Annotated in this window: 15 protein-coding genes; 6 read left to right on the forward strand and 9 right to left on the reverse strand. The window is 61.8% G+C overall.

Annotated features, from left to right (window positions below; genetic code table 11):
- Nucleotides 1–256: 256 nt before the first annotated feature.
- On the reverse strand, nucleotides 257–859 hold the full coding sequence (gene rdfA / locus AC5FRW_RS17820; protein ID WP_493569810.1) for a rod-determining factor RdfA: 603 nt from the start codon (nucleotides 857–859) through the stop codon (nucleotides 257–259).
- Between the two features lie 727 nt (nucleotides 860–1,586).
- Here rdfA and AC5FRW_RS17825 point away from each other — a divergent pair.
- Both AC5FRW_RS17825 and AC5FRW_RS17830 read left to right on the forward strand, forming a co-directional pair.
- Nucleotides 1,587–3,134 carry a (R)-citramalate synthase gene (locus AC5FRW_RS17825; RefSeq protein ID WP_493569811.1) on the forward strand — a complete coding sequence of 516 codons (1,548 nt, stop codon included), beginning with the start codon at nucleotides 1,587–1,589 and terminating at the stop codon, nucleotides 3,132–3,134.
- A 274-nt stretch (nucleotides 3,135–3,408) separates the two neighbouring features.
- The gene (locus tag AC5FRW_RS17830) at nucleotides 3,409–5,361 is read left to right on the forward strand and encodes a right-handed parallel beta-helix repeat-containing protein (protein ID WP_493569812.1); all 1,953 of its coding nucleotides are present in this window, start codon (nucleotides 3,409–3,411) and stop codon (nucleotides 5,359–5,361) included.
- Nucleotides 5,362–5,545: 184 nt separating this feature from the next.
- Here the strand turns inward: AC5FRW_RS17830 and AC5FRW_RS17835 are convergent, their stop codons facing one another.
- Nucleotides 5,546–6,424, reverse strand: a complete 879-nt coding sequence (locus AC5FRW_RS17835; RefSeq protein ID WP_493569813.1) for a CheF family chemotaxis protein — start codon at nucleotides 6,422–6,424, stop codon at nucleotides 5,546–5,548.
- Nucleotides 6,425–6,717: 293 nt separating this feature from the next.
- Here AC5FRW_RS17835 and AC5FRW_RS17840 point away from each other — a divergent pair, with 293 nt between their 5' ends.
- Complete coding sequence (locus AC5FRW_RS17840) at nucleotides 6,718–7,734, forward strand: Gfo/Idh/MocA family protein (protein ID WP_493569814.1); 1,017 nt, start codon at nucleotides 6,718–6,720, stop codon at nucleotides 7,732–7,734.
- 16 nt (nucleotides 7,735–7,750) lie between these two features.
- Here AC5FRW_RS17840 and AC5FRW_RS17845 read toward each other — a convergent pair whose 3' ends face one another.
- The 5 genes from AC5FRW_RS17845 to dcd all read right to left on the reverse strand — a co-directional run bounded on the left by AC5FRW_RS17845 (nucleotide 7,751) and on the right by dcd (nucleotide 11,030).
- The gene (locus AC5FRW_RS17845; protein ID WP_493569815.1) at nucleotides 7,751–8,404 is read right to left on the reverse strand and encodes an HAD family hydrolase; all 654 of its coding nucleotides are present in this window, start codon (nucleotides 8,402–8,404) and stop codon (nucleotides 7,751–7,753) included.
- A gap of 71 nt (nucleotides 8,405–8,475) precedes the next feature.
- Nucleotides 8,476–8,685 (reverse strand): dodecin family protein, encoded by a 210-nt coding sequence (locus AC5FRW_RS17850; protein WP_493569816.1) that lies wholly within the window; start codon nucleotides 8,683–8,685, stop codon nucleotides 8,476–8,478.
- Between the two features lie 128 nt (nucleotides 8,686–8,813).
- Nucleotides 8,814–9,446: a class I SAM-dependent methyltransferase gene (locus AC5FRW_RS17855; RefSeq protein ID WP_493569817.1), complete on the reverse strand. Its 633-nt coding sequence runs from the start codon at nucleotides 9,444–9,446 to the stop codon at nucleotides 8,814–8,816.
- Entirely contained in the window at nucleotides 9,447–10,343 is an 897-nt protein-coding gene (locus tag AC5FRW_RS17860; protein ID WP_493569818.1) for a thiamine-phosphate synthase family protein, read from the reverse strand.
- A 96-nt stretch (nucleotides 10,344–10,439) separates the two neighbouring features.
- Nucleotides 10,440–11,030, reverse strand: a complete 591-nt coding sequence (dcd, locus tag AC5FRW_RS17865; protein WP_493569819.1) for a dCTP deaminase — start codon at nucleotides 11,028–11,030, stop codon at nucleotides 10,440–10,442.
- Nucleotides 11,031–11,585: 555 nt separating this feature from the next.
- On the opposite strand from dcd, the gene pth2 reads away from it, so the two are divergent.
- The 3 genes from pth2 to psmB all read left to right on the forward strand — a co-directional run bounded on the left by pth2 (nucleotide 11,586) and on the right by psmB (nucleotide 13,465).
- Nucleotides 11,586–11,924, forward strand: a complete 339-nt coding sequence (gene pth2 / locus AC5FRW_RS17870) for a peptidyl-tRNA hydrolase Pth2 (protein ID WP_493569820.1) — start codon at nucleotides 11,586–11,588, stop codon at nucleotides 11,922–11,924.
- Between the two features lie 91 nt (nucleotides 11,925–12,015).
- The gene (psmA, locus tag AC5FRW_RS17875) at nucleotides 12,016–12,759 is read left to right on the forward strand and encodes an archaeal proteasome endopeptidase complex subunit alpha (protein ID WP_493569821.1); all 744 of its coding nucleotides are present in this window, start codon (nucleotides 12,016–12,018) and stop codon (nucleotides 12,757–12,759) included.
- Nucleotides 12,752–13,465 (forward strand): archaeal proteasome endopeptidase complex subunit beta, encoded by a 714-nt coding sequence (psmB, locus tag AC5FRW_RS17880; protein ID WP_493569822.1) that lies wholly within the window; start codon nucleotides 12,752–12,754, stop codon nucleotides 13,463–13,465. Before psmA ends, psmB begins: the two co-directional genes overlap by 8 nt.
- A gap of 23 nt (nucleotides 13,466–13,488) precedes the next feature.
- Here psmB and AC5FRW_RS17885 read toward each other — a convergent pair whose 3' ends face one another.
- The gene (locus AC5FRW_RS17885) at nucleotides 13,489–14,016 is read right to left on the reverse strand and encodes a DUF8102 family protein (protein ID WP_493569823.1); all 528 of its coding nucleotides are present in this window, start codon (nucleotides 14,014–14,016) and stop codon (nucleotides 13,489–13,491) included.
- A 50-nt stretch (nucleotides 14,017–14,066) separates the two neighbouring features.
- Complete coding sequence (locus AC5FRW_RS17890; RefSeq protein WP_493569824.1) at nucleotides 14,067–14,462, reverse strand: universal stress protein; 396 nt, start codon at nucleotides 14,460–14,462, stop codon at nucleotides 14,067–14,069.
- Between the last annotated feature and the right edge of the window lie 17 nt (nucleotides 14,463–14,479).

Consider the following 14,479-nt stretch of genomic DNA (forward strand, 5'->3'; position numbering starts at 1 on the left):
AACAGATCGCTGCGGAACGACACTGTGTCTTTCGGCAGTGCTGTAATTGTTTGCATATTTCTGAAGAGCCTACAATATCGATGAATTCGGCTGCAAAAGGCACGATCTGTCAGCGTCATTCTCGAAGTGATTTTGCAAGGCAAAACAGTTGTTTTGTATCGCTGTCGAGGGCCGGCCTGTCCGGCGTCCGCGCGCTCGCCTGCCTTTACAGAGTTAACGCTGTAACGGTTGTTGGTAGTTTACTGGTCTGTCATGGTCAGGATTCGACCTCTACTTCGCACGCACACCCGTCGTTCGACAGGAGCTGGTCGACACTGTACTGGGTCTCGCAGTCCTGACAGAACACCTGTACGTCGACGATGACCGTGAACTTCCCCAGCGTGATCCGGCCGGTGTTTCGAAGACTCTCCAGATTGTTACTGACGACGGCGTTAGTCCGGTTCACCAGTCGCTGGATCGCACCGCGCGTGTTCTCGATCCGGTCCTGATCGGACTCGCTCGGTTCTGGCTGTGAGACCTCGCGGTACTTCGTCAGGTACGTGTGGATGCTCTGGTGGGAGACGAACGACGACGTGAGTTCGTCGATATCGATGCCCTGCTGTCGCAGTCGTGTTTCGACTTCTGCACGTGCTGCGCCGTCCACGTCGTCGGTGAGGCGTTCGTACGTCGTCTCCAGTTGTCCGTCGTCGTACGATCGATCGGTCGCTTCGAGGGCTGCTGCCAGCACCCGCTGATTGAACCAATCCGCTAGCGTTCGGAGGCTGTACTGTTCCTCGCGCTCGCCCAGCCAGTACGCTTCGAGGTCCGCTCCCACACCGTCGAGGTCCCACTCCTCGATCAGTCGTGCGACTTTGCTCATCGTCCTCCTCCACCGAACATTGTCACTCGTTTCGCCATACTGGACGCCGGTCGGCCGGCGTAATATGTATTTCGACTCGGTGGGTTGTCAGGTCGCCGCGACACTCCCGGCCAGCCCCGACTGGCCCGCCGTGTTCTCGCCGTCGACTGATGAGTACCTATCGGAAAACGTAGTAATGTTTGAAACGGTCATATGCTGCCGTCACGTTCGATATCTATACCACACGCCGAATCCGGGTTCCGATCCGGGCATGCACACTGCTACTGAATTTCGCCCATCGAAGTGCGTTTCTGGCCTTTTGTAGTCCGATTCAACGAAATCGACCGCTGGTCGGACGATCCGCGTCGACTCGTGGGCCGATTCCGTGTAACTGTCGACGGATGCTGACTTTGCGACATCGAAAACAGGGCTTTCAGTCGACGATGGACCGCTACGGGGAACCCTTGGTCTCGCCGAGCCGGGATCGATCCCGGATGACCGCTCGGGGTTCCACGTGGAACGCAGAATATGATATTTATATGAATGTATATAGAAAGTATACCTTTTCTTATATAGTCTACTTTCAATTTCCCCTTCGTCCGCGACACGGCGAACCCAACAGATTAATCATCGCCCGTTCCCTCACGTTTGAGTACTATGTCGGACTCCGACAACGAGGATAGAGGAAGTCGCCACACGGCGGCTGGGCGCGAAATTCGCCAGCGACAGTAATTCGCAGGACACAACCGTGACAGAGACGAGATTGTTCGGAGGCCATCCGCTGACGCGGGACCTCTCTGACGTTACCGACGTACAGTTCCTTGATACGACGCTTCGCGACGGGGAGCAAGCCCCGGGTGTGTCGCTCTCGCCCGACGAGAAGGCACGCATCGCCCGCTCGCTCGATGCCGCCGAGATCGACGTGATCGAGGCTGGTAGCGCCTGCACCGGGCCGGGCGAGCGAAAGACCATCTCCCGCGTGGCCGAACTCGATCTCGACGCGACGGTGACGAGTTTCTGCCGTGGGATCAAAAACGACATCGACCTCGCGCTGGAGTGTGGCGTCGACGGGATCAACCTCGTCGTCCCCGCCAGCGACCGTCACATCACGGACAAGGTCGGGACCTCGCGGGCCGACAACGTCGACTCGACCGTCGAACTGGTCGAGTACGCCAAGGAACAGGGCCTGTGGGTCGAAGTCATCGGTGAGGACGGTTCCCGGGCGGAGCTGGACTATCTCGAAGAACTGCTCGGCGCGGCCATCGACGCCGGTGCCGACCGGATCTGCTGGGCCGACACCGTCGGTCACGCCACGCCCGACGGCGCGCTCGAAGCCGTCTCGCGACTCTCAGAGCTGGGGCCGGTCAGCGCCCACACCCACGACGACCTCGGGCTGGCCGTGATGAATGCGCTCGTCGCGGTCGCTGCCGGTGCCGATATGGTGCATGGCACGATCAACGGCATCGGCGAGCGCGCCGGCAACGTCGCGCTCGAAGAGGTCGCCATCGCGCTCGATCACGGCTACGATGTCGCGACGATGGATCTCACGCAGGCCTACGAACTGGGCGAACTCGTCGCCCAGACGACGGGGATCCAGCTGGCCCCGAACAAGGCCGTCGTCGGCCAGAACGCCTTCACCCACGAGTCGGGCATCCACACCGACGGGACGCTGAAGGACGACGCGATGTACGAACCCTACGCCCCCGAGAAAGTGGGCCGTGAGCGTCGCCTCGCGCTGGGCAAGCATGCCGGCCGCGCCGGGGTCGAGGCCGGACTCGAAGAACACGGGATCGACGTGACCGACGATGAACTCGGCGCGATCGTCCAGCGCGTCAAAGAGATCGGCGACCGTGGCCGCCGCGTGACTGACGCCGACCTGCTGACCATCGCCGAGGAAGTCAAGGGCACCGACCGCGAGCGCCGCGTCGAGATTCTGGACCTGACGACGGTCGCCGGCGGCGGGACGCCGACCGCGAGCGTCCGACTGGCAGTCGACGACGAGGAACGCCCGCCGGCAAGCGCCACCGGCTCCGGTCCCGTCGACGCCGCCATGACCGCCATCGAGGAAGCGCTGGGCCACTCCGTCGACTGGAACCTCGATTCGTACCACGTCGACGCCATCACCGGCAACACCGACGCCGTCGTCACCGTCGAGATCGTGATGTCGCGGGGCGACAAGACCGTGACTGTCTCCAACAGCGACTCGGACATCACCCGTGCCTCCGTCTACGCGATGGTCGACGCCATCGATCGGCTCCTCGCCGACGAGGACGCACACGTCATCGCCGACGACTAGGACCACCACCTTTTTCCACTGCGGGTGCGCCTCCGGCGCACCGTCTGCTCACGGGCCATGCGCGGCGCTCCCAGTTTACATCGAGGCTCGTCTGACTCACGGCTTCGCCGTTCGTCTTTCCGAGATTCCGCTGGAATCTCGCTTACGGCGCGCTTTGCACCGCTCGGTCGCCCGGATGCTCGTTGGTCAGTACAGAACTCTCATACGTTGCTGAATGTACCACAGTGGCCGTGAATTCCGGAGATTTATTAATCCAAGATATCATGAGATGGATATGAGGGAATCTAATACGGGCGTAACTGTTACTTGTATTACCATTTTTTCTCTTATTGGAATTTCATTGTTGGGTGGCGTCGCGGCCGCTGACGCCCCAACCTTCGTTGAGGAGTCGATTTCTAATGACGAAACATGGACACCAGAGGAAGGTCCCTATCGTGTCACAAACGACGTCACGGTTTCTAACAACTCACAGCTAACAATAGAGCCAGGGACGACCGTTGAATTTGTAGAGGACAGTTCACTTATAATCAAAGGAACACTAGCTGCTGGCCAGAAAAATAGCAAGAACGTTCAATTCACGACAGTGCATGACGATGCTAGTGTCGGTAGTTGGGATGGATTGGTCATCCAGGGGTCGGCAACATTAAACAATGTCTCGATGGAGAAGCCGATAAATGGTCTCGTTATAAACAATGGCGGTGCTGCTGAGACCACTGGCATACAGTTCCACGAAACTCAACGTTCGGCCGTCGTACTCGACTCTGGCGGTACCGCAGTTTTATCTGACGCAAAGTTCGGCGATGTCGGCGATGGGACCTCCGGTTCAGACATATTCTTTGATGGCAAGGGTGGGCTTACGATTCGGTCTTCTGTCGTCCCGCATGGGATCAGCGGCCACTCTGATACCGAAATCACCCATCTCACGGCGATAAATAACGATTTTCGGGGGAGAATATCATTCTCAAGTAAAACGAATAGATATGATGGGATCACGTTCAAAAACAATCTAATCAGAGATGAGGTAACATTTGATCAGGGATACGGCAGTGAGAGCGGTTTTGTCTTTACACAAAACACGGTCTCCGCTGATGGGACAGTGTCAGTCTCGGTTACCCGTACTCTCTCAGATGTCACCATCTCGGAAAACAATCTGACTAACGGCCGATTCCTGCTTTCATCCTCAGGTACAACCAAGGACGTCCAGGTTCAATCAAACACTGGCGAGAATGGTGTCATCAAGATCATCGGGGGAGACAATCTCGATGACATCACTGTTCGAGAAAATAAGTTACAAAACACACGGCTTAAGCTCCGTGGCTCGTCTCTCTCTCACATTCATGTCGTCGAGAATACTCTTTTCGGAGGCAGTCGCGGAATTGAATTGATCGCTGAACATCAAGTCGAGAGCTCTGAGTTGATCCAGAACCGAATCTATTGGACGGACTCGGCGGGAATCTATATTAAGACAACGCACCCTAGTGTCGGGGACGTAACTGGAACCGAGATCTCGAACAACATGATTGCCCGAAATGGCGGTGCTGGCATTTTTATCAACTCGCCTAGCGCGAATATCTGTTGTGACGACGATGCCGAATCAGTGATCAGTGAGAACTATCTTGTGAACAATACGTTTGGGATCAAGTCAATTAAAGGAAAGCCGATCAGCATAGAACGAAACCACATCGTTGGAAACAGTAAGACAGGGATACAGCTGGCTGCAAAGGGGCCGGCTATCGATTCGGCTGCTGTCTTCACAGTTCGCAAAAATAATATTTATGACAACGAGGGCGCTTTGACATACGAATCAGGGACTGATGCGGAGGTGATCGCGGAAAATAACTACTGGGGAGCACCAAGTGGCCCCCATTACCCAGCTGTCCTTCCAGAAGGAGAGGGTGGCAACGTTTCGAGTCACGGAGCAATTGTGAATATCAACCCTTGGAATGAGTCCCGCTTTGACGCGCTCGTTCCCGAAAGTCTTCCACCCAAGCAGAAGGAACGACCGAACGCTAAACAGTCAGCTACTCCAACGGTAACCGGTTCAGAGGGATCAGCCGTCGAAGAAAGCGCTGCTCAAACACAGACTACGGCAGAAACGGAAGAGGACGCAGAGTTAGACGAGAATCGTGAAGAGACCTCGAGGTCCCAAGGACCTGGATTCGGTTTCGTCGCTACATTGCTTGCCGTTTCCGCCGCAGCACTCCTCGCTAATCGAGGGGGAGAATAGATCAGATCATCCCCCTGCTTGGAATCATTCGCATTCACGAGACGCGCGCGCCGATCCAGTGTCCGAGTCCCATCACGACGATGACACCGAGCTAGACTGCGGGACCACCCTGTATCTTGCTCTCCACGAGTCGCGCCACTGTGTTCGTGATTTCGGAGCCGTCGACGCGTCGTCAGGCTGTCGGTTACAGGGCCACGTCGATGTTCGAGTCCCCGGTGCCGACGTTCTCCGTGACCAGAATCCAGCCACGTGGGGTCAGGCCGATCTCGTCGTCGTTCTTCTCGACGAGCTCGGCCCGCAGGAGTCCACGCAGCAGACTCTCGGCCGAGACTGCCGTCCCTCCGAACAGCGTCTGCGGTGTCGCCGTGCCCTGGAGTGAGTAGAGTCTCACGAGCGTTCGGAACGCAGGCAGCGGCAGGTCGAGGCGCTCTAACTGTTCTCTGACGCTGTCGTAGTCCCGACGCAGGAACCGGCCGAGGAGATGCTGCTGGCGTGGGGACACGAGTGATAGCTTCAGCGAGACGGCGACGCCCTGCCTGACGTACTTGATCTCGATCACCGGACGGCGCTCGCCGACGAGCGTCTCGGTCGATCGTGAGAAGTCGACGATCGTGTCCAGATCGATCGAGAACGACCTGTTGATCCCGCGACAGCCGACCTTCCCGGGCGCGACGAGCAGTTTACCGATCTCGAAGGACTTCTCGGTCACACGCCCACCGATCTTCGTCGGATGGCTGACGACGACCTCAACGTCGTTCAGCAGCCGCCGATACAGGACACCGGCGACGGTGTCGAGCATCGATTCGGATGCGTCGACGAACAGCACCTCTCGCCGGTCCTGCGTCTCGAATCCGACCGTCAGGACGGTCCCGTCGAACGTGTCGCTGGCGGCTTGTGGTGGGGTGCCCACGCGAAGGTCGAACACCGTCGACAGATCGATCTCTTTGGTGATGGTCTCGTTCTCGACGCGTAGCGTCTCGCCGATCTTGAGGCGTCCATCGAACGCTTCCCCGTCGTACGGTCGATAGAGGACTGTTGTCGAGATGTCGATTACGTTTGCCATAGACTGTTCCGGGCGTTTCCGGTCCCGTCTGATCGACACCGATCTGATGCCACCACCCCGCTCGCGGCACTGTCGATCCTTTTCGCAGCGACAGCGAATGCCGACGCAACACGTTCCATTTCGATACCTCCCAATTCGACTATCGGAACAAAAATACACACCCTGATATTCAACCGCGATAACTCTCAACGCCCGACGCCGGGACACCACACGCCAGGCGGGAGTTTCCACGAACATCGTCGTCCACCCGTCGTTGTCCCTACGTTTATCAGAACGGTTGTCATACTCCCTCCATGTACCGACTCGCGCAGTTCGGTCTCGGTGGTCTCGGGACGGTCATGCTGTCGGTGATCGAGGGGATGGATCGCATCGAAATCGTCGCCGGTGTGGACCCCGAACCGGACGCTCGTGCCCGGTTCGAATCGAGCTACGGCGGGCGTGCGTACGCGGATCACGAGACGCTGCTGGCCGATGCGGACATCGACGTGGTCAACGTCGTCTCGCCTCACGCCGCTCACTTCGAGCAGACGATGGCCGCGCTCGACGCCGGCCTGTCGGTCCACGTCGAGAAGCCGATGGTGACGGGTGTGGCGGACGCGGTGGCGCTGACCGACGCCGCCGCGGGTCGTGAGGAAGTCGTACAGGTGGGCTACCAGCGTCACTTCGATCCACGATTCGAGCGCCTGCGCGACATTGTCGCGGATGGGACCATCGGCGAACTGGGCGGCGTCAACTGTTTTCTGGAACAGGACTGGATCGATCACCAGTCCGGGATGTGGCGAGCAAACCCTGCCGTCTCGGGCGGCGGGCAGCTGTACGACTCGGGATCGCACCTGCTTGACGCACTGCTGTGGACCACTGACAGCGTCCCACAATCCGTGTCTGCCGACATCAGCTACGACGCGCCGGGTGTCGACGTGTACAGTTCGCTCTCGGTCACCCTCGACAGCGGCGGTCGGCCCGTGCCGGCGAGCGTGTTCGTCACCGGTGACGGTCCCACCGGTCCCGGGACGCGCGAGGGACTGTATTGCTGGGGCAGCGACGGCAGCGCGGAGTTCACCGACGAGGGAGTGATCGTCCGCCACGGCGCTGAGACGGCACACCACGACGTGCCCGCTCCGAGCTTCGAGACGCTCACCGAGCGAAAGCTCGAGGCCTTCCTCGACGCGGTCGCGGGCGAACGCGAAAATCCGGTGCCACCGGCGACGGGCCTGCAAGTGATCGGTCTCACCGAGGCGGCGTACCTCGCCGACGAGCGTGGCGAACGCGTCGACGTACAGGGACTGATCGAGGACGCACGGTCGTCGTGATCGACGACGGCGACAGTCAGAGCAACTCGGGAATCTCGGTGAGTCCGTCCACCTCGTAGTCCGGCGTCACCGAGAGGTCGGCGTCGACGCGGTGCGGTCGGCGGATGAACACCGAGTCGATACCGGCACGCGCTGCCGCGAGTACGTCCGTCTCCGAGTCACCGACGAACAGCGCATCGGTCGCACTCAGGGCGTCGAGTGCACGCTCGACGTAGTACGACTCGGGCTTCTTCCGGTGGAGGCTGTCGACGGTCGGGTCACGGGCCTCCATCGTCTCGAAGTAGTGGTCCAGTTCGAAGTACGCAAGCGAGAAGGCGACGGTCGTGCGCTGATTCGAACTGACGACGCCGAGTGGCACTGAGAGGTCATCGAGCGCATCGATGTCGTCGTATGGGATTTTCTGGCCGGCCCGCATCTCCTCGTACTGGCCGTTGGCGGTGATCTGATCGCGGTGGTACCAGAACTCCATCGGATCGACCTCGTAACGCTCACAGACCTCGTGTAGTTGCTCCGGTGTCACGCCGATACTTAGCGCCTCCACGTCCGATTCGTCGGGGTCCTCGACACCGACGGCATCGAACGCTGCGCGCGCGCCGTCCATGTGGGTCGCCTGTGTCGTCACTTCGACGAGGACGCCGTCGTGGTCGAACAGCACTGCGTCGTAGCCCATCGACGGGGACTAGGGAGTAATCGGTCTAACCGATTGCGGTCGTCTCAACCCCGTCGACGGAGCGGTGCTGCCTACATCGACTGCTGGACGGGGAAGGACAGTTCCACGGTTGCCTTGTACTCTGTGATGCCGCCCTGTTCGGTGTCTGCCGTCCACGAAACGACCTTCATCCCGTTGATGTCTTCGACCGTCTCGCTGGCCTGCTCGAAGGCCTCCGTTGCGGCGTCTTCCCACGACTCTGTGGAGGTTCCCATCACGCGGATGATCTTGACTGCGGTCATACCCGCGACACTACGGCGACAGCGTGCATGGTAATAGCGAGGCTATCCCGGCTACGGGAAGCTTACTGGTGCGGGCTGGCGGGAACCCACTCCCGTGTCCCCATGCAGGGCGGCCGACACGATCACTGTCACGCGACGCGCCCGCTCGCCAGTCGAAGGTAGCCACCGGCCAGCGTCCGCTCCTCGTAGTCGGTGGTCCGCGCCCGTAGTCGGTCGTGCGCGACTTCGACCCGCCGGTCGTGGCTGTCGGCGACGCCGGTCTGGCGCTTGTCGGTCGAGGAGAGCCAGACGAGCGCACGGTAGCCGGCGTTGATCGGGCGCGCCCACGTCCGGTCGCTCTCGGTGAAATGCAACAGCGCGACGCGGCCGCCGGGACCGACCAGATCACACCAGTCGTCGACGACCGCATCCGGGTCGGCGAACATCCCGACGACGAACGTCCCAAGCAGCGCGTCGATCCCGTCGTCGAGCGGCGGCCGCGTCGCATCCCCTTGCAACAGGCCGGCGTCCGCGCGCCCTCGAGCGCGTGCGAGCATCCCACGAGTCACGTCGAGACCGACGACGCGCCCGTCGGGACCGACCTCGTCCCGGAGATGGGGGAGGTTCGCGCCGGTGCCACAGCCCATCTCGACGACCGTCGCGCCGTCCTCGCAATCGAGTGCCACTGCTCCGGCCCGTCGCCACGACTGGACGCCGGGCAGCGTCGCCAGCCGGTCGTACAGGCGCGCCCACCGGCCGTAGAACGTCCGCACGTCGGTCATCTACGTGATCTCGCGAACGATCTCGGCGACCGCGCTCGCGTCCGGGCCGAGAACGTAGCTGATCGGCTCGATGCCCATGCCGCCGGTCTGATAGAGCACGTCGGCGTCCGGCTGTGCGTCGAGTGCGGCCCCGATTGCCTCGCGGAGGTCGGCCTCGGCGTCGAAAGCGACGGTGGTGTACCCCGCCGCTTCCAGATCGTCGATCACGTCTTCGTCGTACCGAACGTTGAGCATCGCGCTGGCGTCCGTGCCGGCGGCTCGGGCCGCCAGCAGGACGGTCGCGACGTGCTCGCTGACGCCGAACTCCGGTTCTGCAGGGATCGTCGCCCGCCCCTTCACGTCGAGGATTCGCCCCGGCACGCCAGCCACGTCTTCGATCCCGTTGGCATCCGAGAGCGCTTCGACGAGGTTCGACCCGACCGCGGGAATCAGCGACGCGAAGCCGCTGGTGTTCTCCAGTACTCTGAGACCCCGGCGCACCGACGAGAGGGTCTGCTCGGCCTCCCGGAGGTTGCTGTCGGGGTCGTGGACGGCGAAGTCGCCGCCGTATTCCGCGAGCTTCGGGACCGCCTCCTCGTGTAGCTGTGCGAGCAGGCCGCCCTGTTCGAGTTCGCGGACGAACACCTCGGCTTCGATCAGCGCCTGGACCGGCGTCATCTCGCCGCCCGCCAGTCCGTCGGCCAGTTCGTCGATGAGTGTCTGCATCCCCTCGTCGGCCAGCAGGCGCTCGTTGCGCTCGACCTCGCCGTGGGCGTACTTCGAGACGGCGCTCTGGCTGATCCCCAGCAGATCGGCAACCTCCGACTGGGTATAGTCACGCTCGCGCAACGCTTCGGCCAGCAGCGACCGGAAGGTCGGGAGGAACTCGTCGACGACGATCTCCTCGATGAACCTCACGACGCTCGTCCTCCGTTCGATACAGCCGTCGTCATTTCTGGTCCCCTCCGAACTCGAAACGAGTTCTCGCCGAGATAGGCGTGACACACTTCGTGGTCACTTCTGATCGCCTCCGAACTCGTGGTCGCTCTCGATCTTCGACGCCTGTGGCCCTTCCTGACCTTGATACTTCGAGCCGCGTTCCTCGCCATAGGGTCGCTCGGCCTCGGTTTTCAGTTCGGTAAACGTCAGCTGTGAGATCCGCATACCGGGCGTGAGCGCGACCGGTGCCGTGCCCAGATTCGACAGTTCGAGCGTGATCTGGCCCTCGTAACCCGGATCGCACAGGCCGGCAGTCGCGTGGACGACGATGGCGAGACGACCGAGTGAGGAGCGTCCTTCGACGTGGGCGATGAGGTCGGCGGGAATCTCGACGCGCTCGTGGGTCGTCCCCAGCACGAAGTCGCCGGGGTGGAGAATGTACTCGTCGTCCTCCTCGACGGTGACCCGGTCGGTGTACTCCTCTGTCTCCTGTTCGCTGTTGGGGTGGATACAGGGGATGTTGGCGTGCTGGAACTCCAGAAACTCCCGACCCAGCCGCAGGTCGACGCTGGCGGGCTGGACCTGCAGGTCGATGTCGTCGAGTGGCTCGATCACGAGGTCGCCCTCGCCGAGTCGCCGCAGGATATCGGTGTCAGAGAGGATCATAGCCGTATGAGCGTGGGGCCGCCGTTAAACGATTGCGCTCTAGGATACGGTGTTGCTCCTGCTATCGAACGCTGATCTGCAACTGTGACTCAGGCCTCGAAAGCCCTCGCCGTGCTCGCGGTCGCTGTGCGACATCTCTCCACTCGCTTCGCTCCCTCCGAGAGGGGTCACACAGCGACGCCCTTCCAGCGCGACCACGGCTCGCCCATTCATCCACCAGGGTCCAGACAGACGGGCAAGCAACGATCCTGGCGGATGAAAGGGCGAGGCGCGCTGGCGACGGAGTGGAGTCGTCTGAGCGGCCACTATCCGGGCGAGCGGTGCGAGGCGCGCCGAAGGCGGGCCTCGAAAGCGAACGGGAACGTCAGCGACCCGTGAGCAGCGAGCACGGATATGTCGCTCAGCGACCGCCAGCGAGCCGAGGGCTTTCGAGGTCAGCTTGCTGTTTGTGAGTGTGTCGATTGCAGTACCAACCGACACTAGTTTCAGGTGGAGTTCGCGGCGAAAAGCGTAGCGGGGACCAAGCATATACCTGCCCGGGTCTACCGCCCCATTATGAAGCAGGCCATCGTCGCCCGGACTGACATCGGCATGGGCAAAGGCAAGCTGGCGGCACAGGTCGCCCACGCCGCGCTCATGGCCGCCGAGGATGCCGACCGACAGGCCCGCTCCCAGTGGAAGGGATCGGGTCAGAAGAAGGTCGTCCTCAAGGTCGCAGGCGAGGATGCGCTGTTCCGCCTGGCCGACGACGCCGAGCGGAAGGGCCTGCCGAATGCGATCGTCAGGGACGCTGGTCACACACAGCTCGATCCGGGCACCGTCACGGCGCTGGCAGTCGGGCCGGCAGCGGACGACCGGGTCGACGCGGTGACGGGTGACCTCTCCCTGTATTAGCCCGTATCGGGCGAAACCACTGTCGGCAATAGCCGTAAACGACACAAGGGTTATCACTGACAGTCCCTTACCCAAGGTGAACAACGAAACAATGCAAGGACAAAATCAGCAGCAGGCGTACGACCGCGGGATCACTATCTTCTCCCCGGACGGCCGCCTCTATCAGGTCGAGTACGCACGTGAAGCAGTCAAGCGCGGGACCGCAAGCGTCGGTGTTCGCACCGCGGACGGCATCGTGCTGGCCGCCGACCGCCACGCTCGCTCCCCGCTGCTCGAACGCGACAGCATCGAGAAGATCCACAAGGCAGACGACCACGTCGGGATCGCAAGCGCCGGCCACGTCGCCGACGCACGACAGCTGATCGATCTGGCACGCCGACAGGCACAGATCAATCACCTGCGCTACGGCGAGGCCATCGGTGTCGAGTCCCTGACGAAGGAGGTCACCGACTACATCCAGCAGTACACCCAGACCGGCGGCGCACGCCCGTTCGGTGTGGCGCTGCTGGTCGGCGGTATCGAGGACGGCGAACCTCGCCTCTTCGAGACCGACCCCTCGGGGACGCCCTACGAGTGGCAGGCCGTCGCCATCGGCGGCGACCGCGAGGAGATCCAGTCGTTCCTCGAAGACGAGTACGAGGACGGTATGGACCTCGAAGCCGGGATCGCACTCGCACTCGAAGCGCTTGGCTCGGTGAGCAACGACGGTCTCGACGCGACTGGCGTCGATGTCGCGACGGTCGACGTCGAGAGCGAGCAGTTCAGTTCGCTCTCGGAGGACGAGATTGCCGAACGAGTTACGGAGCTGGAACTCGGAGGTGAGTCCGATGAGTAATTTCCCCGACCTTCCCGGTATGAAGAACCTCGACGCGAACCCCTACGAACCCGAACTCGCATCGTTCGACGACATGCAGGCCACTGCAGAGGACGACGAGTCGGTCGCAAAGACCGGCACGACGACGATCGGTATCACCACCGACGACGGCGTCGTCATCGCGACGGACATGCGTGCCTCGCTCGGCGGTCGCTTCGTCTCGAACAAGTCCGTCCAGAAGGTCGAGCAGATCCACCCGACGGCCGCGCTCACGCTCGTGGGCAGTGTCGGCGGCGCGCAGTCGTTCATCCGAACGCTGCGCTCCGAGGCCGACCTCTATGAAGTCCGCCGTGGCGAGCCGATGAGCATCTCCGCGCTGGCGACGCTTGCGGGTAACTTCGCCCGCGGTGGCCCGTTCTTCGCGATCAACCCGATCCTCGGTGGCATCGACGACGAAGGGAGTCACGTCTACAGCATCGACCCGGCCGGCGGTGTCATGGAAGACGACTACACCGTCACCGGCAGCGGCATGCAGGTCGCCCACGGGAAACTCGAAGACAGTTACAGCGACGACCTCTCGATGGAAGAGGCCGAAGACCTCGCCATCGAAGCGGTCTACGCCGCGACCCAGCGCGACACTGGCTCGGGCAACGGTGTCTACGTCGCCACCGTCACCGACGAGGGCGTCGACATCACCGGCTACGACGACTTCGAAGGCGCGCGATAGGCGGCTCTTTTCGATCGACGTTTTTAGTCGTCTTCGTCGAACACTGCCGAGAGTGCTTCCCGCGGCGTGCGCCCACAGTTGCCCCCACAGAGGTGAGCGAACGCGCGCAGTTCCGACTCCGAGAGTTCGTGGAGCCGTCCCGACTCGATGGTCTCGACGATGTCTTCGAGACGGTCCCGGTCGGCCGCACCCACCTCGACGTGGGCGGTCGGCTGCCCGCCGGTCCGTCGGCGTTCGGCCCGCTGTAGTCCCTCGGTGAAGAGGACTTCTCGGGATGGCTCTGCTTCCGCAGTCCCGAGATACAGGAAGGCCACGGCGTCGACGATGGCCGCCGTCAGGTCCTCGTCGTCGTCGAACACCTGTTCGCGGTCCCGGTCGTCCAGCGTCTCGAACAGCAACGAGAAGTCGAGCAAGGCATTGTGCACGCGTTGGCGGATCCGATAGCGCGCGTCGTACACGGACTGTTCGCTCTGCAGGTCGGCGTCGCCACGGAGAAAGCGTCGGTCGGCCGGCGAGAGTATCCCGCGTGGCCGCTCGTCTCGGTCGTCCATACCACGTATCTCGTTCGATACGGACTAAAAGCTATGGCCGTCTCGAACGGTCAGGGGACGAGCGTCACGGGGACCTGCCCCGCTTCGATCATCGCCTTGGTGACGCTGCCCTCGCTTAGCTGGTGGAACAGGCCCCGCTCTTCGTTGCCCATCACGACGAGCGTGTAGTCGTTGTCTTCGATCACCTGTCCCAGTCGTGCGCTGATCGAGACGTTCTTTTCGTCGGAGCCGCCGGTCTCGATCAGCGAGAAGCTGACCGGGACATCCCGCTGGGCAAAGAGCGACCCAAGATCGTCGCTGAGCTGAGCCTCGGTGAGACTCGTCCCGATATGGACCACGTCGACGGATTCGCCGGTCTTGGCCGCTCGCTCGGCCGCGAACTCGACGGCTCGTCGTCCAGCGTCCGTGTCGCTATAGGCCACGAGTAGATCGTGTGCTGCTGGCATGCCTCTGGCTACATCGA

This window comes from Halomicrobium sp. HArcht3-1 (assembly GCF_058933345.1).